This is a genomic window from Geodermatophilus saharensis (assembly GCF_900188205.1).
GTDB lineage: Bacteria > Actinomycetota > Actinomycetes > Mycobacteriales > Geodermatophilaceae > Geodermatophilus > Geodermatophilus saharensis.
Window position 1 is genome coordinate 311,152 of sequence record NZ_FZOH01000005.1, and the last position, 21,739, is coordinate 332,890.

Annotated in this window: 19 protein-coding genes and 1 tRNA gene; 9 read left to right on the forward strand and 11 right to left on the reverse strand. The window is 75.7% G+C overall.

From position 1 onward, the window contains the following. The first annotated feature begins 35 nt into the window (after nt 1-35). The gene (locus tag CHC04_RS14880; RefSeq protein ID WP_089404716.1) at nt 36-1,019 is read left to right on the forward strand and encodes an NAD-dependent epimerase/dehydratase family protein; all 984 of its coding nucleotides are present in this window, start codon (nt 36-38) and stop codon (nt 1,017-1,019) included. Between the two features lie 93 nt (nt 1,020-1,112). Here CHC04_RS14880 and CHC04_RS14885 read toward each other — a convergent pair whose 3' ends face one another. The 4 genes from CHC04_RS14885 to CHC04_RS14900 form a co-directional block, all read right to left on the reverse strand. Further along, the gene (locus tag CHC04_RS14885; protein WP_089404717.1) at nt 1,113-2,123 is read right to left on the reverse strand and encodes a sulfite exporter TauE/SafE family protein; all 1,011 of its coding nucleotides are present in this window, start codon (nt 2,121-2,123) and stop codon (nt 1,113-1,115) included. A gap of 255 nt (nt 2,124-2,378) precedes the next feature. Next, complete coding sequence (locus CHC04_RS14890) at nt 2,379-3,380, reverse strand: inorganic phosphate transporter (protein WP_089404718.1); 1,002 nt, start codon at nt 3,378-3,380, stop codon at nt 2,379-2,381. Nucleotides 3,381-3,399: 19 nt separating this feature from the next. Next, nucleotides 3,400-4,017, reverse strand: coding sequence for a DUF47 domain-containing protein (locus CHC04_RS14895; RefSeq protein WP_089404719.1), 618 nt, complete (start codon nt 4,015-4,017; stop codon nt 3,400-3,402). 106 nt (nt 4,018-4,123) lie between these two features. Continuing rightward, nucleotides 4,124-4,681 (reverse strand): sigma-70 family RNA polymerase sigma factor, encoded by a 558-nt coding sequence (locus tag CHC04_RS14900; RefSeq protein ID WP_089404720.1) that lies wholly within the window; start codon nt 4,679-4,681, stop codon nt 4,124-4,126. Between the two features lie 68 nt (nt 4,682-4,749). Here CHC04_RS14900 and CHC04_RS14905 point away from each other — a divergent pair, with 68 nt between their 5' ends. Genes CHC04_RS14905 through CHC04_RS14925 form a run of 5 tightly spaced genes read left to right on the forward strand, consistent with a single transcriptional unit; the run spans nt 4,750 to nt 9,717 of the window. After that, entirely contained in the window at nt 4,750-5,394 is a 645-nt protein-coding gene (locus tag CHC04_RS14905) for a zf-HC2 domain-containing protein (RefSeq protein ID WP_089404778.1), read from the forward strand. Further along, the gene (locus CHC04_RS14910) at nt 5,391-7,199 is read left to right on the forward strand and encodes a copper resistance CopC/CopD family protein (RefSeq protein ID WP_089404721.1); all 1,809 of its coding nucleotides are present in this window, start codon (nt 5,391-5,393) and stop codon (nt 7,197-7,199) included. Before CHC04_RS14905 ends, CHC04_RS14910 begins: the two co-directional genes overlap by 4 nt. 27 nt (nt 7,200-7,226) lie before the next feature. Next, nucleotides 7,227-7,955 carry a YcnI family copper-binding membrane protein gene (locus CHC04_RS14915; RefSeq protein WP_089404722.1) on the forward strand — a complete coding sequence of 243 codons (729 nt, stop codon included), beginning with the start codon at nt 7,227-7,229 and terminating at the stop codon, nt 7,953-7,955. Beyond that, nucleotides 7,952-8,626: an SCO family protein gene (locus tag CHC04_RS14920; RefSeq protein WP_089404723.1), complete on the forward strand. Its 675-nt coding sequence runs from the start codon at nt 7,952-7,954 to the stop codon at nt 8,624-8,626. The genes CHC04_RS14915 and CHC04_RS14920 overlap by 4 nt, the downstream gene beginning before the upstream one ends. Then, on the forward strand, nt 8,623-9,717 hold the full coding sequence (locus CHC04_RS14925; protein ID WP_089404724.1) for a hypothetical protein: 1,095 nt from the start codon (nt 8,623-8,625) through the stop codon (nt 9,715-9,717). Before CHC04_RS14920 ends, CHC04_RS14925 begins: the two co-directional genes overlap by 4 nt. A 7-nt stretch (nt 9,718-9,724) precedes the next feature. Here the strand turns inward: CHC04_RS14925 and CHC04_RS14930 are convergent, their stop codons facing one another. Genes CHC04_RS14930 through CHC04_RS14945 form a run of 4 tightly spaced genes read right to left on the reverse strand, consistent with a single transcriptional unit; the run spans nt 9,725 to nt 13,974 of the window. Continuing rightward, nucleotides 9,725-10,558, reverse strand: a complete 834-nt coding sequence (locus CHC04_RS14930) for a phosphocholine cytidylyltransferase family protein (protein ID WP_245817236.1) — start codon at nt 10,556-10,558, stop codon at nt 9,725-9,727. Next, nucleotides 10,545-11,672 carry a CDP-glycerol glycerophosphotransferase family protein gene (locus tag CHC04_RS14935; protein ID WP_089404725.1) on the reverse strand — a complete coding sequence of 376 codons (1,128 nt, stop codon included), beginning with the start codon at nt 11,670-11,672 and terminating at the stop codon, nt 10,545-10,547. Before CHC04_RS14935 ends, CHC04_RS14930 begins: the two co-directional genes overlap by 14 nt. After that, the gene (locus CHC04_RS14940; RefSeq protein ID WP_089404726.1) at nt 11,669-12,451 is read right to left on the reverse strand and encodes an HAD family hydrolase; all 783 of its coding nucleotides are present in this window, start codon (nt 12,449-12,451) and stop codon (nt 11,669-11,671) included. Before CHC04_RS14940 ends, CHC04_RS14935 begins: the two co-directional genes overlap by 4 nt. Further along, a complete protein-coding gene (locus tag CHC04_RS14945) occupies nt 12,448-13,974 on the reverse strand; it encodes a mannitol dehydrogenase family protein (RefSeq protein ID WP_245817238.1) in 1,527 nt (508 codons plus the stop codon). Before CHC04_RS14945 ends, CHC04_RS14940 begins: the two co-directional genes overlap by 4 nt. A gap of 512 nt (nt 13,975-14,486) precedes the next feature. Here CHC04_RS14945 and CHC04_RS25010 point away from each other — a divergent pair. The 3 genes from CHC04_RS25010 (at nt 14,487) to CHC04_RS14960 (ending at nt 16,850) form a co-directional block, all read left to right on the forward strand. Continuing rightward, on the forward strand, nt 14,487-15,566 hold the full coding sequence (locus CHC04_RS25010; RefSeq protein ID WP_245817240.1) for a M23 family metallopeptidase: 1,080 nt from the start codon (nt 14,487-14,489) through the stop codon (nt 15,564-15,566). Between the two features lie 84 nt (nt 15,567-15,650). Next, nucleotides 15,651-15,723, forward strand: a tRNA-Ala gene (locus tag CHC04_RS14955). Nucleotides 15,724-16,109: 386 nt separating this feature from the next. Then, nucleotides 16,110-16,850: a GAF and ANTAR domain-containing protein gene (locus CHC04_RS14960; protein ID WP_089404728.1), complete on the forward strand. Its 741-nt coding sequence runs from the start codon at nt 16,110-16,112 to the stop codon at nt 16,848-16,850. Nucleotides 16,851-16,962: 112 nt separating this feature from the next. Here the strand turns inward: CHC04_RS14960 and CHC04_RS14965 are convergent, their stop codons facing one another. From CHC04_RS14965 to CHC04_RS14975, 3 genes are all read right to left on the reverse strand, one after another. Further along, entirely contained in the window at nt 16,963-17,742 is a 780-nt protein-coding gene (locus tag CHC04_RS14965; RefSeq protein ID WP_245817242.1) for a GAF and ANTAR domain-containing protein, read from the reverse strand. Between the two features lie 230 nt (nt 17,743-17,972). Further along, on the reverse strand, nt 17,973-18,356 hold the full coding sequence (locus CHC04_RS14970; protein ID WP_089404729.1) for a VOC family protein: 384 nt from the start codon (nt 18,354-18,356) through the stop codon (nt 17,973-17,975). Nucleotides 18,357-18,465: 109 nt separating this feature from the next. Continuing rightward, nucleotides 18,466-21,735: a heavy metal translocating P-type ATPase gene (locus CHC04_RS14975; protein ID WP_089404730.1), complete on the reverse strand. Its 3,270-nt coding sequence runs from the start codon at nt 21,733-21,735 to the stop codon at nt 18,466-18,468. Between the last annotated feature and the right edge of the window lie 4 nt (nt 21,736-21,739).

Consider the following 21,739-nt stretch of genomic DNA (forward strand, 5'->3'; position numbering starts at 1 on the left):
TGGACGCCGGCGCCGGGCTGCACTGAGCTGGGCCCGTGCGACTCCTGGTCCTCGGCGGCACCGCCTTCCTCGGCCGGCACGTGACGACGGCGGCGCTCGACCGCGGTCACGAGGTGGCCACCTTCACCCGCGGCGTCACCGGCCGGCCCCCGGACGGGGTGCGCGCGCTGCACGGTGACCGGGACGACCCCGACGCCCTGCCGCGCGCCCTGGACGGCTGGGTCCCGGAGCTGGTGGTCGACACCTCCTGCCAGACCCGCGCCGCCGCCGGGAACGCCGCCGCGGCCCTGGGCGGCGCCGGCGTCCGCGGCTACGCCTTCGTCAGCAGCCTCAACGCCTACTCGACCTGGCCGCCGGGGCCGGTCCCCGACGAGCGGCAGCCCACGTGGGACACCGACGACGACGAGTACGGGCCGGTCAAGGCGCACGCCGAGCGGGTCCTGGGCGCGGCGTTCGCGGGCCGCTTCCTCACCGCGCGGGCGGGGCTGATCGTCGGCCCGCACGACAACGTGCGGCGGCTGCCGTGGTGGCTCGAGCGCATCGCCCGGGGCGGGCGGGTCGTCGTCCCCGACGCGCTCGACCAGCCGATCGCGCTGGTCGACGTCCGCGACCTCGCCGGCTGGCTCGTGGCGATGGCCGAGCAGGGGGCGGACGGCCCGGCCAACGCCACCGGCCCGGCCGGGATGGCGACCCTGGGGGAGCTGCTGCGCACCTGCCGCGAGGTCACCGGCAGCGACGCCGACCTCGTGCCGGTGCCGGAGGAGGAACTGCTGGCCGCCGGCGTCGAGCCGTGGCTGCACCTGCCGCTGTGGCTGCCCCGGGAGATGGCGGGCACGGCGTGGGACGTCGGCACCGCCCGCGCCCGCGAGCTGGGCCTGCCCAGCCGCCCGGTGCGCGAGACGGTCGCCGACACGTGGGCCTGGCTGCAGCGCGATCCGGTCCGGCTGCCCATCCCGCACGGCCTGCCCGAGCCGGGCCTCCCCGCGGACCTGGAGGCCGCCCTGCTGGCGTCGCGGTGACCAGGGTCCCTGATCGCGCGGCGTCCTCCCTCACCGCCGGACGTGCGGGAGGACGCCCCACGACCAGGTCACCTGATCCCGGCCGCGGCCGCCTCAGTCGCGGGGGTCGGCCGGGCGACCGGCGCGCAGGCTGCGCTCCAGGTCGGCGACGTCGGCCGCGTCCGGGGCGTGCAGCGGGTGCCGCTCCTCCTCGGCCAGGCGGGCGGCCTCGGCGGCCAGGGCGTCGGCCGACTCCTGCACCCGGTCCTTGCGGTACTGGCGGTAGGAGTGCACGACCGCGGCGGCCCAGACCGCGTAGAGCAGCGCGTACACCGCATAGCGCACCGGGTCGGAGGCGTCGATCCAGTCGCTGCGCAGCAGCGTGCGGGTGTTGGTCAGCACGATGACCCCGCCGACCAGCGAGCCGAGCAACCGCGGCGGGACGTGCCGCACCAGCCAGGCGGCGACCGGCGCGGCCACCAGGCCGCCGGCCAGCAGCCCCAGCGCCCAGGTCCAGTTGACCCCCTGCGACCCGAGGGCCAGCAGGAAGCCGAGGCTGGCCGACAGCGCGACGAGGAACTCCGAGGTGTCGATCGAGCCGATCACCTTGCGCGGCTCCAGCCGGCCGCTGGCCAGCAGCGCCGGCGTGCCGACCGGGCCCCACCCGCCGCCTCCGGTGGCGTCGACGAAGCCGGCCACCAGGCCCAGCGGCCCGAGGAAGCGCTTGCGCACGGGCTTGCCCAGGTTGCGGCGGTCGATGCCGCGCAGGGTGAAGCGGACGAGCAGGTAGACGCCGAGCGCCAGCAGGATCAGCGACATCACCGGAGCGGCGACCTCGGTGGAGAGGTTCGACAGCACGGTCGCGCCGGCGAAGGCGCCGACGGCGCCGGGGATGCCGACCTTCGCGACGACCTTCCAGTCGACGTTGCCGAAGCGCCAGTGCGCGGCGCCGGACATCAGGGTCGTGCCGATCTCGGCGAAGTGCACGGTCGCCGAGGCGGCGGCCGGGTTGGTGCCGAAGGCCAGCAGCAGCGTCGTCGAGGTGACGCCGTAGGCCATGCCGAGACTGCCGTCGACGAGTTGGGCGCCGAGGCCGGCGAGGGCGAGCACGATCAACGTCTTCACGGGGGCTGACTCCAGGAGGGGACGCCGGGGCGCGCGGCAGCGCGCCCTCGCGGCGGGACGGGCGAAGAGGCGCCGGGGGACGGCGCGGGAGGTCAGCGGCCCGGACAGGCGGCGGTGCAGATGCGCAACAGGTCGACGTGGATGCGCCCCACGAGGAGCACCACGGTCGCCGCCATGGGCGGTATGTCTACCAGATCGGTGGAGATGGGACGAATGCGGGGCGGAGTGGCCTGGTCACGGGGGTGGTACCCCGGTTCAGCCCACCGCGAGGTCGGTGAGCAGGTACGCCAGCGCCGCCACCGCGCCCGCGGCGGGCAGGGTGACGACCCACGCGACGACGATGTTGCCGGCCACGCCCCAGCGGACCGCCGAGAGCCGCCGCGTCGACCCGACGCCCATGATCGACGTGGTCGTGATGTGCGTCGTCGACACCGGCACGGCGAACACGGTCGCCGTCGTCACCATGACGCCGGAGGCCACGGTCTGGGCGGCGAAGCCACCGGCCGGGGTGAGCTGGATGATCCGCCGGCCCAGGGTGCGCATGATGCGGAACCCGCCGGCGTAGGTGCCCGCGCTGATCGCGGCGGCCGCGGCGAGCACGACCCACAGCGGCACGTCGAAGCTGTCGATCTCCCCGGCGGTGAACAGCGCCAGCGTGATGATGCCCATCGTCTTCTGCGCGTCCTGCAGGCCGTGGCCGAGGGCCATGGTCGCGGAGCTGACGATCTGCGCGTAGCGGAAGCCCCGGTTGGCGCGGGTGACGTTGGCCCGCCGGAAGGTCCACAGGATGGCGAGCATGAACAGGTAGCCGAGGCCGAAGCCGACCAGCGGCGACACGACCATCGGGATGACGACCTTGTCGACGACGCCCAGCCACTGGACGTCGTGGGCCGCGGCCAGCGCGGCGCCCACCAGGCCGCCGATCAGCGCGTGGGAGGACGACGAGGGCAGCCCGAAGTACCAGGTGATGAGGTTCCACGCGATCGCGCCGACCAGCGCGGCGAAGACGATCTCCAGCCCGCCGGTCCCGGTCGGCGCCTCGATGATCCCGGCGCCGACGGTCTTGGCGACCTCGGTGGACAGCAGGGCGCCGACCAGGTTCATCACCGCCGCCAGTGCCAGCGCCACCCGCGGCGTGAGCGCCTTGGTGGAGACGGCGACGGCGATGGCGTTGGCCGCGTCGTGGAACCCGTTGGTGTAGTCGAAGGCCAGGGCGACGACGACGATGACGACCAGCGCGACGAAGGTCGCGTCCATCAGCGGAGGTCCACGGAGCTCAGGACTCCTTGACCGCGATGGACTCGACGACGTTGGCCACCTTCTCGAACGCGTCGGCGGCCTCCTCGAGCTGGTCGGCCACCTCCTTGAGGCGCAGCACCTCCAGGGCCTCGAACTCGCCGCTGTAGAGCCGCGAGAGCAGCCGCCGGTAGAGCTTGTCGGCCTCGTTCTCGATGCGGTTGACCTCGATCCAGTAGTCGGGGAGGTCCTTGAGCGTCTGCAGCCGCGGCATCGCCTCGGCGGTGATGTGCGCCGCCCGCTGCAGCAGCGCCGTCTGCTGGTTCATCTCGGCCGGCAGGGTGCCCAGCCCGGTGAGGACGACGAGGTCGGCGGCCGCCTCGACGAAGTCCATGACGTCGTCGAGGTGGCTGGCCAGGCTGTAGATGTCCTCGCGGTCGAACGGCGTCACGAAGCTGGAGTTCAGCTGCCGGAAGATCGCGTGGGTCGACTGGTCGCCGGCGTGCTCGAGGTCGCGCAGCCGGTCGGCGAGCTCGGTGCGGCGGGTGTGCTCGCGGAGGAACTCGTCGAGGACGTCGGTGGCCGTCACCAGGTTCTGCGCCGAGGCGCTGAAGAGCCGGTAGAAGCTCTGGTCCTTGGGGGTCAGGCTGAAGGGCACGGGGGGACTCCCGGGTCGGCGGGGATGGGCTCGCCCGCCGCGGGTTCAGCGGTCGTACGGCCGTCGGGCAGCATAGGTACCCGTCCGCCTGTGGTTCAGCGCACGGTCACCTGCGGGCCGCGCCGGGCTCCTCCAGGGCCGACCCGCCGAGCGCCTCGACGAGGTCGGCCCGCGCCCGGGCGACCCGGGAGCGGATGGTCCCGACCGGGCAGCCGGCCACCTCGGCGGCCTCGGCGTAGGAGAGCCCGAGCAGCTGGGTGAGCGCGAAGGCCTCGCGGCGGTCGGGGTCCAGCCGGCCGAGCAGGTCGGTGACCGCCGCGCCCTCGCCCACCCGGTCCGCGGCGTCGGCGGGGGAGAGGGCCTCGAGGTCGGCGTCGTCGCGCACCAGGGTCAGCCGCCGGCGGCGGCGGGAGCGGACGGCGTCGGCGCAGACCCGCCGGGCGATGGCCAGCAGCCAGGTGCGCAGGGAGGACCGGCCCTCGAAGCGGTGCAGCGCGGCGAAGGCCCGGGCGTAGGTCTCCTGCGTGAGGTCGTCGGCGCAGTCGCGGTCGCCGAGGGCCGCGCACAGCCGCCACACGTCGGACTGGGTCGCCCGGACCAGGGTCGCGGCGGCGAGGGGGTCGCCGTCGACGGCGGCCGCGGCGACCCGCTCCAGCTCGTCCACGTCACTCCTCCGCTGTGATCCCCGTCGAACCGGGAACCGGACGGGCCCTCCGCGACGACTACCTCTCCATGCAGTGTGCACCGTTCCGCGAGGCGGTCTCGGCGCGACTCGACGGCGAACCGCTCGGGATGCCCGCCGCCGACCTCGACCGCCACCTGGCCGGCTGCCCCGCCTGCGCCGGCTGGGCCGACGCCGCGGGCGCGGTGACCCGCCGCGCGCGGCTGGTCGCGGCCCCCGACGTGCCCGATCTCACGGCGGCGGTGCTCGGCGCACTGCCCCGGCAGCTGCCCGGGGTCGCGGCCGCGGCGCGCTCCCGGCTGGTGCAGTCGGCGCTGCGGCTGGCGCTGCTGGCGGTGGGCGTGGCGCAGGCGGGCGTGGCCTGGCCGGCGCTGACCGGCGGCACGGCCGCGATGAGCGCCCCGGTGCACGTGGCGCACGAGACCGGCGCGTGGAACCTCGCCGTCGCCGCGGCCTTCCTCGCCGTCGCCGCCGCGCCGCGGCTGGCCGCCGGGGCGCTGCCGTTCCTGGTCACCTTCGGCGTGCTGCTGACCGTGGTCACCGTGCGCGACCTGCGGGCCGGGCACGTGCACGCCGACCGCGCCGGCGCCCACCTGCTGCTGCTGGCCGGCGTGGTGCTCGTCGCCGTGCTCGCCTGGCGCCGGCGCAGCCGGCGGCCGGCCGCGGTCGTCGCCCGCGGGCGGGTGACCGCGTGACCGGCCGCGCCGCGCGCCCGGCGCGGCCGGTCCTGCTGCTGCTCGTCCTGCTGGCCGGCTGGCTGGGGCTGGGCGTGGCCACCGCCGGCCCCGCCGCCGCGCACGCCGAGCTGGTGTCGACCGACCCGGGGGAGGGTGCGCGCCTCGACGAGGTGCCCGCCGAGGTGACGCTGCGCTTCAGCGAGGGCGTGTCCCTGGGGGCCGGCTACGCCCGCGTGCTCGGCGAGGGCGGCGAGCGGGCCGACACCGGCGCGGCCACGGTCGACGGCGACACCGTCACCGTGCCGCTGCGCGAGGACCTGCCCGACGCCAGCTACGTCGTCACCTACCGGATCGTCTCGGCCGACTCCCACCCGATCAGCGGGGCCTACGCCTTCGTCGTCGGCGACGGCGAGCTCGCCGACGCCGGGGCAGTGGCCGACGGCGCGGGCGTCGACCCGTTCGTGGCCGCGGCGCTGCCCGCCTCCCGGGCGCTGGGGTTCGCCGGGCTGGCCGCAGGCCTCGGCGTCCCCGCCTTCCTCGTGCTGTGCTGGCCCGCCGGCTGGGCGTCGCGGACGATGCGCCGGCTGACCACCGCCGGGCTGCTCACCGTCGCCGGGGCCGCGGTGCTCACCTTCCTGCTGCAGGGCCCCTACGCGGCCGGTGCCGGGCTCGGCTCGCTGCTCGACCCGTCGCTGCTGACCACCACGGGTGCGTCCTCCTTCGGGCTGACCACCCTGGGCCGCGGCGCGCTGGCCCTGCTGCTGGCCGCGCTGCTGGTGCCGCTGTGGCGCCGGGCGGGCGCCCCGACGGCGCAGGAGACGGCCGGGCTCGGCGCCGTCGCCGCCGGCGTCGTCCTGACCACCGCGGCGGTCGGGCACCCGGTCGCCGGGGCCCTGCCGGTGTTCGCCACCGCGGTCGCCGCCGTGCACGTCGCGGCGATGGCGCTGTGGCTGGGCGGGCTGACGGCGCTGCTCACCGGGCTGGTCCGCACCGGTGCCGAGGCCGGTGAGCTGGCCGGGGCGCTGCCGCGCTGGTCGCGCCTGGCATCGGCCTCGGTGGCCGCGCTGGTGGTCACCGGCGTCGTCCAGTCGGTGCGGGAGGTCGGGTCGCCGGTCGCGCTGGTGTCCACTCCCTACGGCTGGGTGCTGCTGGGCAAGCTCGCGCTGGTGCTGCTGCTCCTCGCCGCCGCCGGGGTCTCCCGCGTCTGGGTCCAGCAGCAACTGGGCCTGCCGCGGACCCGGCCGCACCCGCGGCGCCGGGTGCCCGCGCACGCCTTCGCCACCGCGGGAGCGACCCGGGCAGGCGCCGAGGAGGACGCGGTCGCCTCCGCCGCCCGCGCCCGGGCGGCGGCGCAGGCCCGCGGTGCCGTCGAGGACGTGGCCCCGCTGCGCCGCTCGGTGCTGGTCGAGGCCGCCGTCGCCGCGGGCGTGCTGGTGCTCTCGGCGGTGCTGGTCGGCATCCCGCCGGCCCGCGCCGCGGTGGCCCAGCCGGTCGACGTCACCCTGCCGCTGCAGGCGGCGGCGGGCGAGGTCGGCAGCGTGCAGCTGTCGGTCGACCCGGCCCGCCCGGGCCCCAACACCCTGCACGTCTACCTCTTCGACGACGCGGGGCAGCTGACCCAGCCCGCCGACCTGCGGGTGACCCTCACCGAGCCCGCGCAGGAGATCGGCCCGCTCGACGTCGACCTCGAGCCGGCGGGTCCGGGCCACTGGGTCGCCGACGGGGCGAGCATCCCCGGCGCCGGCACCTGGACCCTCGCCGTCAGCGTCCGGCTCGACGAGTTCACCGCCGCCACGGCGAGCACCGACGTCCCGGTGCGCTGAGCACCACCTCTCGACAGAAGGAGAACCGTGCGTTCCACCGTCCTGCGACCGCTGGCCCGTGCCGGCGTCGTCCTGACCGCCCTCGTCGCCGCCCTGGTCGCGTCCGTCGTGGTCGCCACCGGCGCCTCGGCGCACGTGACGGTCTCCTCCGACGACGCCACCGCCGGCGGCTACGGGAAGCTGACCTTCCGGGTCCCCAACGAGAGCGACACCGCCAGCACCGTGGCGCTGCGCGTCTCCATCCCGGAGGACGAGGCGCTGGCCTCGCTGCGCGTGCAGCCGGTCCCGGGCTGGACGGTCACCCTGACCTCGGCGCAGCTGACCGAGCCGGTGGACGTCCACGGCCAGCAGATCAGCGACTACGTGTCGGTCGTGGAGTTCCGTGCCGACGCCGGCGGGATCGCCCCCGGGGAGTTCCAGGAGTTCTCCCTCTCCGGCGGGCCGTTCCCCGACGCCGACACGCTGTCGTTCCCGACCGTGCAGACCTACAGCGACGGCACCGAGTCGGCCTGGATCGAGCCGACCGTCGACGGCCAGGAGCCGGAGTACCCGGCGCCGGTGCTCTCGCTGACCGGTGACACCGACACCGACACCGCCACCGACACCGCGGCCGCCGCCGACGAGCACGCCCACGGTGGCGAGGTCAGCAACGAGCCCGCGGGGCTGGCGCTGTTCCTCGCCATCCTGGCGCTGGCCGTCGGTGTCGCGGGCGTCGTCCTCGGCTACCGCGCAGGTCGACGTACCGTGTCCTCGTGACCGCTCCCGTCCGCGGCCGGGTCGCCGCGCTGCTGCTCGCCGCTGCCCTGGGCCTGACCGCCTGCGGCTCCGACGACGGCGAGCAGGCGGCGGCCGCCGAGGGGCACGACCACGGCGGCGGCTCCGACCGGCCGGCCGCCACGCTCGAGGGGCCCGGCGACGAGTACGCCGGCATCGACCTGCGCGACCCCTACCAGCGGCCGTCGTTCACCCTCACCGACAGCACCGGCGCGGAGTACGACTTCGCCGCGGCGACGGCGGGCAAGCCGACGCTGCTGTTCTTCGGCTACACGAACTGCCCCGACATCTGCCCGACGACGATGGCCGACGTCGCCCTGGCGCTGCGCGACGTCGACCCCGCGCTGGCCGGGCAGGTGCAGGTGGTCTTCGTCACCACCGACCCCGCCGCCGACACCCCGCAGGTGCTCGGGGAGTACCTCGACCGGTTCGACGCCGACCTGCCCACCCAGTTCGTCGGGCTGACCGGCGCGCAGGAGGTCGTCGACCAGGCGCAGCTGTCGGCCGGGGTGCCGCTGGCCGAGGACCGGGGCCGGCTGCACAGCTCGCTGCTGCTGCTCTACGGCCCCGACGACGAGGCGCACGTGGCCTTCGACGCCGGCAACACCGCCCGCGACATCGCCGGCGACCTCGAAGCCGTCGCCGCCCGGTGACCGGCGCCCGTCCGGGGCGGGCAGCAGGGCGGCTGCTCGTCGTCGTCCTCGGCGTGCTCGCCGTCCTCGCGCTCGCCGGTCCCGCCGCCGCGCACGTCGGCGGGGACGCGGCCGGCAGCGACTTCGACGGCCGGGTGACCTCGGTGCGGCCGGCCGTGCCGGGGGTGTCGGTGCGGGTGCTGCAGTTCGGCGACGCCCTCGAGGTGGTCAACAGCACCGCCGTCGAGGTGACCGTGCCCGGCTACTCCGACGAGCCCTACCTGCGGATCGGGCCCGACGGCGTCTGGCGCAACGCCGTCAGCCCGGCCACCTACATCAACCTCGACCGCTACGGCCGGGTGTCGCTGCCCCCGGGCGCCGACCCGCAGGGCGAGCCGGAGTGGGTGCAGGTGTCCACCGAGCCGCAGTACACCTGGCACGACCACCGCACGCACTGGATGAGCGAGGGGCAACTGCCGCCGGCGGTCGCCGCCGACCCGGCGCACCCGCACACCGTCTTCGACTGGACGGTGCCGATGCGCCACGGGGACACCGCGGTGACCGTCCGCGGCGAGCTCACCTGGGAGCCGCCGCCGTCGCCGCTGCTGGTCTGGACGCTGTACGCCGCGCTGTTCGCCGCCGTCGCCGCGGCCGGGCTGGCCGCCCGGACGCCGGGACCGCTGCGCTGGGCGCTGGGCGCCGGTGCCGCGGCGGCGCTGTGGCACGCCGCGGCCACCCCCGAGCCGCCGGTGACGGTCTCCTCGCACGCCGCGGCGCTCGTCTCCGCGCTGCTGCCGGCGGTGACCGCGGCGCTGGTCGCCGTCTTCGGCGCCGCCGCCGCCCGCCGCGGCCGGGGCGTGGTGACCGGCCTGGCCGCGCTGGTGCTCGGGTGGCTGCTGCTGGTGCAGGGCCTGCCCGACGTCGACGTGCTGTGGAGCGCCCGCGTGGCCGGCGCCGGGCCGGCCGTGCTCGCGCGGGTCGCCGTCGCCGTGCTGGTGGCCGGGGGCGCCGGGCTGGTCGTGGCGGGGCTGGGCGCGGTCCGCCGCTTCCGCGACCCGGCCCGCACCCAGCCCGCGCCCGTCAGGAGCCATCAGCGCTACAAAGGCTCCTGACGGGCCGTCACACGGTGCCGTCGGGGACGTCGTCGGGGACGGGGTGCAGGTGCGGCCGCGGGCCGGAGAACAGCGCGTTGGCGCGGTCCAGGTCGGCCTCGAAGTCCACCTCGACGGCGGCCCAGCGGGAGATGTCCAGCGGCCGGAACCGCAGCCCCGCCTCGGCGATCGCCGTCTCCATGCCGCGCTCGAAGTAGTCCTGGTCCCCGCAGGCCTCCAGGTGCTCGACCAGCACGGCCTTGTCCGCCGCGGAGACGTGGTTGATGCCCACGGCCTCACCGAGGCCGCCCTCCACCGTCTTCGACAGCCCGTCGATCCAGCCCTCGGCGTCGAGGGTGTACTTGACCTCCTCGTCGCCGACCACCGAGGTGTCGACGCACACGAAGCTCTCGTCGGCCTGCAGCGCCGGGGCGATCGCCTCGAGGACGGCGGCGTCGAACACGACGTCGCCGTTGAGCCACAGCACCCCGCCCGGTCCGGTGGCGCGCAGCCCGCGCAGCAGGCTCTTGCTGGTGTTGGTCCGCGCGTAGTGCGGGTTGTAGGCGAAGCGCAGGTCGGGGGCGGCCTGCATCACCAGCTCGCACTGGAAGCCGACGACGGCGGTCACGTCGACGGCGGGGCCGAGCACCTGCCCGACCGTGTCGAGCTGGCGCTGCAGGATGCTGCGGCCGTCGTGCAGCGGCGTCAGGGGCTTGGGCAGCGGGCGGCCCAGCCGGGTGCCCATCCCGGCGGCCAGGACGACGACCTGCACGGGGCGGGTCTGCGGCCGCGCGGCCTGGCGGTTGGCGCGCAGCCCGAAGCTGCGTGCCGGAGTGGTCTGCGTGAGGTCAGCGAATCGCACTGTCGTCCCCTCCTCGGGTCGTGGCAGCCGCACCGGCGGGACCGCCGGGCGGGAAGAACAGGTCGAGGACGCGCTCGGTGGCGTGCCCGTCCTCGAGGGCGGTGTAGGTCTCGCGGAACCGCCGGTAGCGCTCGGCGTGCGCGGCGGTGACGGCGTCGAGATCGGCGATCGCGTCGACCAGCTCGCCGCTGGTCGTGACCAGCGGGCCGGGCGCGACCTCCTCGAGGTCCAGGTAGAAGCCGCGCAGCCGGTCGCGGTATTCCGCGAGGTCGTACGGGAACAGCAGGATCGGCCGGCCGGTGATCGCGAAGTCGAACATCGTCGACGAGTAGTCGGTGACCAGCACGTCGGCGGCCAGGTACAGGTCACGGATGTCGGGGTGGGAGGAGACGTCGCGCACCGGCAGTCCCTCGATGGACTCCAGGCGGCTGGAGACCATGTTGTGCAGCCGCAGCAGGAGCACGTGGTCCCCGCCCAGCCGCTCCGTGAAGTCGCCGAGGTCGACGGGGAAGTCGAAGTCCCGCCCGCCGGTGCCCTCGAAGACGAGGTCGTCGCGCCAGGTGGGGGTGTAGAGCACCACCCGGGTGTCCTCGCCGATGCCCAGACCGGCCCGCACCGCCGCGCGCACCTCGTCGCGCCGGGGGCTGGAGAGCAGGTCGTTGCGGGGGTAGCCGGTCTCGTGCACCGGCCCGCGGAAGCCGAAGGCCTGCCGGAACCGGCCGGTGCTGTACGGGTTGGGCGACAGCATCGCGTCCCACCGGGCGATGTCGTGCTCCAGGTAGGCCAGCCGGCCCTCCGGCGCCCAGAGGACGTCGTTGTGGATCCGCTTGAGCGGGGTGCCGTGCCAGGTCTGCAGGTAGAACGCGCCGGGCCGCTTGTCCCAGTCCAGCGGCACGTGGTCGTTGGAGACGACGACGTCGGCGGACTCCAGGGCCGCGATGCTCTCCGGGCTGCCGAACGGGACGGTCTCGACGTCGTCCGGGAAGGCGTGCTCGGCGACCGGCGCGGTCAGCCACGTGTGCGTGACGTCGTCGCCGCGGGCGCGCAGCGCCTCGAAGACGGCCCGCGGACTGTCGGAGAACAGGCCGCGGAAGCTGGTGTAGACGATCCTCATCGACCACCTCCGGTCAGGACGGGCAGGAGCGTGTCGGCGAGCTCCTGCCAGGACGAGACGACGGCCAGCACCCCGGCCTCGCGCAGCGCGGCCTCCCGCTCGGCACGCTCGGCGGGCTGGACGAAGAGCAGGTTGCCGACGGTCGGGCAGCCGGCGCGCACCGCCGACAGGGCGCCGGGCACCGAGTCCTCGACCGCCAGCCCCTGCGCCGGCGCGATGCCCAGCTGCGCGCAGGCGTGCAGGTAGACGGCCGGGTCGGGCTTGCTGGTCGGCGTCGGCAGGGAGTCCTCGGCGCTGAACCGGGCTCCCGGGGGGATGAGCTCGTCCAGGCCGGTGGCGGTGAAGCAGGCGGCGAGGCGGCCCAGCGCGCTGGAGCTGACCGCGGCCAGCCGCAGGTGCGGCGCGAGGGCGGTGAGCGCCGCCGTGGTGGGCTCGTGCGGGCGCAGGTGCTCACCGAGGTGGGCGGTGACCGCGCGCTTCTCCTCGGCCACCCACGGCTCGACGTCGACCTCCGGCCGGCCCGCCTCGGCGGCCAGCCGCCGCGACGTCGTCCGGAAGTTCATGCCGGTGGTGGCCAGCCGCAGCTCCTCGGGGGTGAACCGGCGCGCGTCGCCGAGCTCGGCGAGGAGGCGGTTGGTGACCTCGGCGGAGGCGACGAAGGCCGGCTCCTCGGAGGGGAAGAGGTTGCCGTCGGCGTCGCAGAGGAGCGCGGTCAGGCCGGCCACGACGTCCCGGGGGAGGACTGCTGCGGCCGCCCCGCCTGCGCGGGGCGGGGTCACCGATCGCTCGCGGCGGTCGTGGTGGCGGAGGCGGTGGCGGCCGAGGCGGCCGTGGCGGCGGCGACGGTCTCGCGGACGCCGTCGTGCGCGAGCCGGTGCAGGGCCGCGGCGAGCTCCCCGGGGAAGCCGGGGACCGTCCCGAGGTCGCCGAACACCTTCCGCTCGGCGAGCAGCGGGCGCGGGTCGGCACCGCCGGCGCGGGCCAGCGCCTGCAGGTGCGCACCGCGGTCGTCCTCGACCGGCAGCGGCAGCCCGGCATCGTCGGTGCGCTGCAGGTACCGCACCCAGCCGGCCAGCGCGAGGGTCAGCAGGCCGTGCGGGCGGCCCTCGGCCAGCGCCTGGCGCAGCGAGGGCAGCAGGTGCTGGGGCAGCTTGGTGGAGCCGCGGCGGCACAGCCGGGACAGCCGGTCGGCGATGGCCGGGTTGGCGAAGCGCTGCCGCAGCGTGGCCTTGTACTCGTCGAGGTCGATGCCCTCGGGGCAGGGGATGAGCGGCGTGACCTCGTCGTCCATGAGGTGCCGGGCGTAGGCGTCGAACACCGGGTCGCCCATGAGGACGTCGATGCGCTCGTGCCCGGCGAGCGTGCCGAGGTAGCCCAGCGCCGAGTGGGTGGCGTTGAGCAGCCGGGTCTTCATCAGCTCGTGGTGGGTGACGTCGCGCACGAACCGCACGCCCACCTGGTCCAGCGGCGGGCGGCCGTTGCAGAACACGTCCTCGATGACCCACTGCGAGAAGGGCTCGGTGACGACGGGCCAGCGGTCGTCGACGCCGTACCGGCGGGCGAGCGCCGCGCGCTCCTCGGGCGCGGTCTGCGGGGTGATGCGGTCGACCATGCTGCTGGGGAAGGCGACGCGGTCGGTGATCCAGCGCGCGAGCACCTCGTCGCGCCGCGCGGCGAAGCCGACCACCGCGGTGCGGGTGGCGTCGCCGTTGCGGTGCAGGTTGTCGCAGGACAGCACGGTGAACGGCGCGGTGCCGGCCCAGCGGCGGCGGTCGAGCGCCTCGACGAGGAAGCCGAAGACCGTGCGCGGGCGCCCGGGGTGGGCGAGGTCGTGCCGGACGTCGTCGTCAGGGGTGAAGGCCCCGGTGCACGGGTCGAGCAGGTAGCCGGCGTCGGTGATGGTCATCGTGACCACCCGCGTCCGGGGATCGGTGAGCCGGTCGAGCACGGCGGCGGGGGCGTCGGGGGCGAAGAGGTAGTCGGTGAGGACGCCGACGACCCGCGCCCGCTCGCCGTCGGGACTGCGCTCGACGACGGTGTAGAGGTTGTCCTGCGGGGCCAGGGCCTCCTGCATGGACCGGTGCCGCAGCCCCACCCCGACCACACCCCAGCCGCCGGACACGCGCCGCTCGGCGACCTCGTCGAAGTAGGTGAGCTGGTGGGCGCGCGAGAAGCCGCCGACGCTGAGGTGGACGACGGCGGGGACGAGCGCCGAGCGGTCGTAGGTGGGGACGGTGAGGCGGGCCCCGTGCTGCTCGAGCGTCGCGGCGGTCAGCGGCCGGATGCGGACGACGGGTGCCACCGCCGGCTCCGCGGGGGCCGTCCGGCTCCGCGGGTGCTCCCGCGGAGGACGCTCGGGCTGCGCCATCGAGGCATCGGTCCTTCCTGTCCAGGGTCGGTGCTGGGCACGACCGGTCGCACCGCTGCCACGAGGCGTCCACGGACCCCGCAGGGGGACGATCATGGGATCACGCCGACCGGAGCGGCCGCACCCCCGGGGGAGGCGGCGGCCGGCGGTGGCGGCGAGTCCTGCGGCGTGTCGCGTCGGGCGCCGGGCGCGGTGCGGTACGCGGGCGTCGGCGGGGTGTCGGCCCGGCGGGTGAGCGTCGGACCGGCGCGAGCTTCTCCACGCCGGAGGCAGGACCTGCCCCGGGGCGCGGTCGCCCAAACGCGGCTGCGCGACGTGACTCGGCACACACGGCGCGTCATCCAGCGACACGCGGGCAGAGGGTCACGAGACGGTCACGGTGTGTTTGGATCGCTGGGTCCTGATCGGGCCCACGGGGGCCGCTTCCCACGAGCGGGGTACGAGCGTTGGCCAGTCACCGGAGCGAGGCGGGTCTGCTGCCGCGGCCCTCGAGCGACGCCCGCCGCGAGGTGCCCGGCCCCCGGACCGGCGCGCACCGGCGCGCCGCGGCCCGCCCGGTCTCGCCGTTGCGCGGCTTCCCGCCGGTCCGCCCCGCCGACCCGGCGCCCTGGGCCGCGGTCCTGCCCGCACCGCGGACGGCCGACCACGACGTCGTCGCCGACCCGGGGCCGGCCGCGCTCCCCACCGCACTCCTGGCGGTGGAGGAGGACGCCGTCCCGGTCGACGCCGTCCCGGTCGACGCCGTCCCGGTCGACGCCGTCCCGGTCGACGCCGTCCCGGTCGACGCCGTCCCGGCCCCCGTGGCAGCCGACCCCGCGCCCGTCCACCGGCGTCGCGGCCTGCGCGACCGCCGTCCCTCCCTGCTCGTCGCCGCGCTGGTCGCCGGCGCCGTGGGCGCGGCCGTCGTCGGGGTGCCCGGATCGCCGCAGGCGGCCGCCGAGCCGACCCCGGTGCTCGGCGCGATGGACCTGGCCACCGGCGACGAGGCGGTCGAGGTCATGCCGATGGCCTCCATCACCGAGGCGGAGGCGCAGGCCCGGCTGGAGGAGGTCGCCGCCTCCCGCGCGGAGCGCGCCGCCGCCGAGGCCGCCGCCGCGGAGGCCGCCGCGGCCGCCGCCGAGGCGGCCCGGCCCAAGGCGGTGCTGCCGGTGGACGGCGCGCGGTTCACCAGCGGCTTCGGCTCGCGCTGGGGCACCTTCCACTACGGCATCGACCTCGCCGCCCCGATCGGCACGCCGGAGTACGCCGCGGCCGACGGCGTGGTGGTGCGCGCCGGTGCGGCCAGCGGCTTCGGACTGGCCGTCTACGTCCTCCACGAGAACGGCGACGTCACCGTCTACGGCCACATGGAGGAGATCCTCGTCGAGCCGGGGCAGTACGTGGAGGCCGGCGAGACGATCGCGCTGCTGGGCAACCGCGGCCAGTCGACCGGGCCGCACCTGCACTTCGAGGTGCACGAGGGCGGCATGGACGGCGAGCGGATCGACCCCGTCGGCTGGCTGGCCGAGCGCGGCGTCGAGGTCTGACGCGCCGCCACCCCCCGCGCGGGCGGTCCCGGGCGGCGATGTACAGTTCTCCTCGGTCCGGACGACACCGGCCGGGCCGGGAACGGGGCTGTGGCGCAGCTGGTAGCGCACCACACTGGCAGTGTGGGGGTCAGGGGTTCGAGTCCCCTCAGCTCCACCCCGACGACCAGGCCGTTCTCCCTCGGGAGAGCGGCCTGGGTCGTCTCCGGTCGCAGTCGTGGTCGCAGTCGCGGTCGACGCGGGCGTCACGAGCCTCCGGTGACTCGTCACCACGGATCCCGGGACTGCCGGTGCACGAGGCGCTGTGCCCCGTGATCCCGTGTGCCCCGTGATCCCGTCGCGTCTCAGGGCCACCGCCGGCGGCGAGGCCCCATCCGCTCGGGGACGGGACCCCGACGGGCGAGTACGTTGCTGGGTGCGTCGCGCCAGCGGCCTCTGACAGGTCATGCAGGTGGCCTTGCGGACTCCGGGCCACCCGCCACGGGCGGCCCCCTCCGGCGTCGAGCCTCCGTCGACCGGCCGGACCTGACAGAGCGGACTGCGATGAGCCCCGACGACGATCAGCGGCCGCCCGAGAACCTGGACGTCCACGATGCCTTCGCCGAACTCGGGCAGCTGTCCTTCAGCGACACCTCCCTGGACGCGATGCTGCAGAGGATCGCCGACCTGGCCAAGCAGGTCATCCCCGGCGTCGCGGAGGCCTCGGTCAGCCTGGTGACCAACGACAAGGCCACCACCGCCGCCTTCACCGGCAAGCTGGCGCTCGACCTCGACGAGTCGCAGTACGGTCGCGGCTACGGCCCCTGCCTGGAAGCGGCGGTCGGTGAGGAGATCCGCGAGATCACCGACGCCCGCGGGGAGCGGCGCTGGCCGGACTACGCCCAGGCGTGCGTCGAACGCGGCTCCCTGAGCTCGATGTCGGTTCCCGTACCGGTGCGCCAGACCGTCCACGGTGCGCTGAACCTCTACGCGGTCGAGGCCGACGCGTTCGACGACGAGGCCAGGGACGTCGCCCGGGCGTTCGCCTCCTACGTCGCCGTGGCGGTGCACAACGTGCACCTCTACGAGAGCACCCGCGACCTCGCCGAGAACCTGGACCGGGCCATGCAGACGCGGGCCGTCATCGAACAGGCCAAGGGCGTCCTGATGAGCCAGCGACGCTGCGACGCGGCAGAGGCCTTCCAGTTGCTGGCGGCCGCCTCGCAGCGGTCCAACCGCAAGCTCCGCGACATCGCCCAGGCCATCGTCGACGGTGCGAGCCGCACCCCGAGCAGCGAGGCCTGACCGGCGCCCCGGGTGTCCGGGGGCGGCCCCGCCACCCCCGGTCTGGAGTGGCGGGGCCTGACCGCGGCACGCCCCCCGGGTGGCCGCCGCGGCTGCGCGGGTGCGACGGACGTCAGGTGTCTCGCTGGTGCACCGCCTGGTCGGCTGATCGCCGGGACCGGGATCGGACGGGCGGCAGCTCGCCGGTGAGGACCAGGGTCTCGGCGATCTCGCGGACCTTGACGTTCCTGCTCATGGACACCGTGGCGAGGGCTTCGAAGGCCTGGTCGGCGGTCATTCCGTGGCGCTCGATCAGGATGCCCTTGGCCTGCTCGATGACCGCTCGGGACTCGAGCGCGATCTGGAGGTTGTCGGCCGCCTCCCGGGCCTTGCGGTACGCCTGGACGGTCCCGGCGGCGACCGCCGCGTAGGGGGCGAGCCCGGTGGCCACCGCCCGGCTGGCCTCGTCGAAGGCGTCCGCCCTCCGGGCGTAGACGTTCAGCGATCCCGCGACCTGCTCCTCCCCGGCGAGGACCAGGGGCACGGCCAGCAGACCGAGGACGCCGTGTGCGGTGACGTGGCGGCCGTAGTCGGGCCACCGGCTGTCCACGCGGGTGTCGCCGATCTCCACCAGGACGCCGTGGCGGGCGGTGTGCAGGCACGGCCCGTCCCCGCGGCGGTACTGGGCCTCGTCGAGCCCGAGGGCCAGCGGCCCGGTGTCGACGACCGTTCTGGGCTCGTTCCTGATCAGCAGCGTGACCGACGCCTCCGGGTCACCGGGCATGACCCTCTTGGTGAGGTCGGCCATCGACTGCAGCAGGCTCTCCATGGAGAGCTCCGCCAAGGACCGCTGGCCCAGGTGCTCCAGCGCCTCGGCCGCTTCTCTGGACCGCTGCTCGTCGCTGCGGGCCACCGCGGGCCTCCGGTCTCATCGGAACCGGGGCGTGACCTCGGCGGCGAACCCCACGGTGGGCTCCGCATCTGCGCTACGCCGCTGCCTGACGCAACATCGACGCCCGACGCCGGGCGTTCGAGGAGAGCCTATCCGACCGCCCGGCCGGCGCAGGGGCGGTCGGCTCACGGGAGGGCAGCGAACGCCACGGACGCGAGCACGACGGCCCGGCGGCGGAGGGCGTCGCCCGGTCAGCCGGCTTGGTCGACGCAGAGGATGTTGCCCTCGCTGTCGGTGAACCAGGCCGCCCGGCCCATCCCCGGGATCGAGGCGATGGGCCCGGTCCAGTCGACGCCGGGCATGTCGTAGTGCTCGAAGCGCACGCCCTTGGCCTCGAGGTCGCGGACCTCGGACTCGATGTCGTCGACGTGCACCTGCGCGAGCGTGTGCCCCGCCTGCCCGGCGAGGTCGGTGCGGTAGACGCTGAACGCCGTCCCGCCGGCGGTGCGGTAGGTGAGCTGGACGCCCTCGACCTCCGCGACGGGGGTGAGGCCCAGCTTGTCGGCGTAGAAGTCGCGCGCCCGGTCGAGGTCGCTCGCGGGGATGTTCGCCTCGACGCGGCTGTCGTTCAGCATGGCCGCCTCCGGTCGGCTCGGTGCCGTTCCCCCGTGGGGACGCCCGGACGGTAGACCCGCGGTCGTACCCGAGGAAGGGTCCGTGGTCACTGCGTCGTCGCTGCCCGGGTCAGCCGGCGTCGACGATGAACGGGACGGTGATCACGTCGCCGTCGGCCAGGCGGAACTGCGCCCACAGCCGGTAGGTCCCGGCGGTCGGGAACTCGGCGTGCACGTCGAGCTCGGGGCCGAAGGCCTGGCCCGGCAGGGCGAACACCGGCCGGCCCGACGCGTCCTCGACCTCGGCGTGCTCGTGCGCGAACGTCGTCGCGTCGGCCCGCATGACCACGACGTGACCGGCGGCGGCCAGGTAGGGCTGCAGGTCGTCGACCGGGCGGCCGGTCGCCGCGTCGGTGAGCGCGAAGCGCAGGTCGCTCACGCCCCCGACCTCGGCGTCGCCCTCGAGGTCCACCCGGACGCCGTCGACGACCACGCTGCGCGGCCCGGCCGCCAGGACGACCGGCTCCGGCGTGCGGCCGGCGACGGTGACCACCTGCCGGGAGTGGACGTCGGCCATCTCGCCCTGCCGGCGGAACTCGGTGTTGACGACGTACCGGCCCGCGGTCGGGAAGGTGACGTCGACGGCGAGCTGCCCGGGTTCGCCGGTGGGCTCGGGGTGGACGTGCGCGAACGTGCCGAGGTCCTCCCGGGTGGCGATCAGGTGCATCCACGCCTCGTGGCTGCGGGTGAGGTCCTCCACCGGCTCGCCGGTCCCACCGTCGACGACGGTGGCGACCAGCCGCGCCGGCTCGCCCGGGCGCACGTCGTCGGGCAGGTCGAGGCGGACGTCGAGCCCGGCGTCGGCGGCCTCGGTCGCCGGCACCTCGGCGGTCATCATCACGCTCATCGCCGGCCGCATCGGCATGCCGGTGCCCTGGGTCCAGGCCAGCTGGCCGTTCATGCCGCGCTCGGCGACGTCCATCCGCGACACCGCGGTCAGCCCGGCGCCGAGGGCGAGCGCGACCACCGCGATGCCGGTGAGGTGGGCGTACTGGCCGATGCGGGCGCGCAGCGGCGGGGACAGGATCTCCGCGGCGGTGGTGGGGCGGCGGAAGCGGCGCAGCCGCAGCGCGTTGGTGACGACGCTGACCGAGCTCATCGCCATCGCCGCCGACGCCAGCACCGGGTCCAGCAGCAGCCCGTCCCACCAGTACAGGGCGCCGGCCGCGACCGGGATGAGCAGCAGGTTGTAGCCGAAGGCCCAGCCCAGCCCCTGCTTCATCGTGGTCACCGTGCGCCGGGACAGCGCGATCGCCGACACGATGCCGCGCAGGTCCCCGCCGACCAGGGTGACGTCGGAGGCGGCGATGGCGACGTCGGCGCCGGTGCCGATGGCGATGCCGACGTCGGCGGCGCTGAGCGCGGCGGCGTCGTTGACGCCGTCACCGCAGAAGGCGACGACGTGGCCCTGCTCCTGCAGCCGGCGCACCTGCGCCGCCTTGTCGGCCGGCAGCACCTCGGCCAGCACGTGCTCGATGCCGACCTGGTCGGCGATCGCGGCGGCGGTGGCCGCGTCGTCGCCGGTGAGCATCCACACCGACAGGCCGAGTGCCTCGAGCTGGGCGACCGCCTCGGCCGACCCGGGCTTGACCGTGTCGGCGACGGCGAGCACCGCGGCCGGCCGGCCGTCGACGGCGACGTACATCGGCGTGCGCCCGGCCGCGGCCTCGGCGGCGGCGATGGGCTGCAGCGCGGCGACGTCGACACCGCGGGCGGCCATCAGGGCCCGGTTGCCCACCAGGACGTGCCGGTCGCCCACCACGGCGTCGACGCCGTGGCCGGGGACGGCGTCGAAGGAGCGCAGCGGCGGCAGCGCCAGCCCGCGGTCGGTGGCGGCGGTCACGATCGCCTCGCCGACGGGGTGCTCGCTGCCGGTCTCGGCGGCCGCCACCAGCGCCAGGAGGTCCTCCTCGGCCCACCCGCCGGTGGGGGTGACCCCGGTGAGGGCGGGCCGGCCCCGGGTGATGGTGCCGGTCTTGTCCAGGACGACGGCGGTGACCCGGCGGGCGGTCTCCAGCGCGTCGCCGTCGCCGATGAGGACGCCGAGCTCCGCGGCGCGGCCGGTGCCGACCATGACCGCGGTCGGCGTGGCCAGCCCGAGCGCGCAGGGGCAGGCGATGATCAGCACCGCGATGGTGGTGGTGATGGCCATCGTCAGCCGGCCGGTGTCCGGGCCGAACAGCGCCCAGGCGAGGAACGTGGCCGCGGCCAGGCCGAGGACGAGCGGCACGAACCAGGCCGAGACCCGGTCGGCGAGCCGCTGCAGCGGCACCTTCGCGCCCTGCGCATCCTCGACCAGGCGGACGATCTGGGCCAGCGCGGTGTCGGCGCCGACGGCGGTGGCCCGCAGCACGACGGTGCCGGTGCGGTTGAGCGTGGCGCCGATGACGGTGTCGCCGGGGGTCTTGTCCACCGGCAGGCTCTCGCCGGTCAGCATGCTCTCGTCGACCGCGCTCGCGCCGTCGGTGACGACACCGTCGACCGGGACCTTCTCGCCGGGCCGCACCCGGACCAGGTCGCCGACGACGACCTGCTCGACCGGGACGTCGACCTCGGCGCCCTCGCGCAGCACCCGCGCCGTCCTCGGTGCCAGGCCGACCAGGGAGGTGATCGCCGCGGCGGTCTGCTTCCTCGCGCGGGCCTCCATCCACCGGCCCGCGAGGACCAGGGCCAGGACGACCAGCGCCGTCTCGAAGTACACGTGCAGCGGCAGCCCCCACCGCTCGGCGGCCGCGGGCCAGAGGGTGACGAAGGCGCTGTAGCCGTAGGCGACGCCGGTACCCAGCGCGACCAGGGTGTTCATGTTCGTCGACCGGTGCCTCGCGGCGGTCCAGGCGGCGCGGTAGACGTCCCGGCCGGCCCAGAACTGCACGACGGTGGCCACGACGAGGACCGCCGGCATCAGCCAGTCCATGGCGTCGAGGTACAGCGGCACGTACATCAGGACCATCAGGCCGAGACCGACGGCGAGGGTGACCTGCCACCTGCGCTTCAGCGCGGTCAGGTGCCGGTCGGGGTCGCCGGCCGGCGCCCCGTCCGGCGCGGCGGCCGGCCCGGCGGGCGGCCCGGCCTCGGGCGGGGCCTCGCGGCGCGGGGTCGCCGTGTAGCCGGCGCGGGTGACCGCGGCGGTCAGCTCCGCCAGGCCGACCCGGGCCGGGTCGAAGCGGACGGTGGCGGCCTCGGTCGCCAGGTTCACCTCGGCGCCGGCCACGCCGTCGACGCGGTTGAGGGCCTTCTCCACCCGGCCGACGCAGGAGGCGCACGTCATGCCGCCGATGTCGAGGGTGCAGCTGGCCGGCTCGGTCGCCGCGGCGGGGGCGGCCGGTGCGGTGGTCGTCATCGCG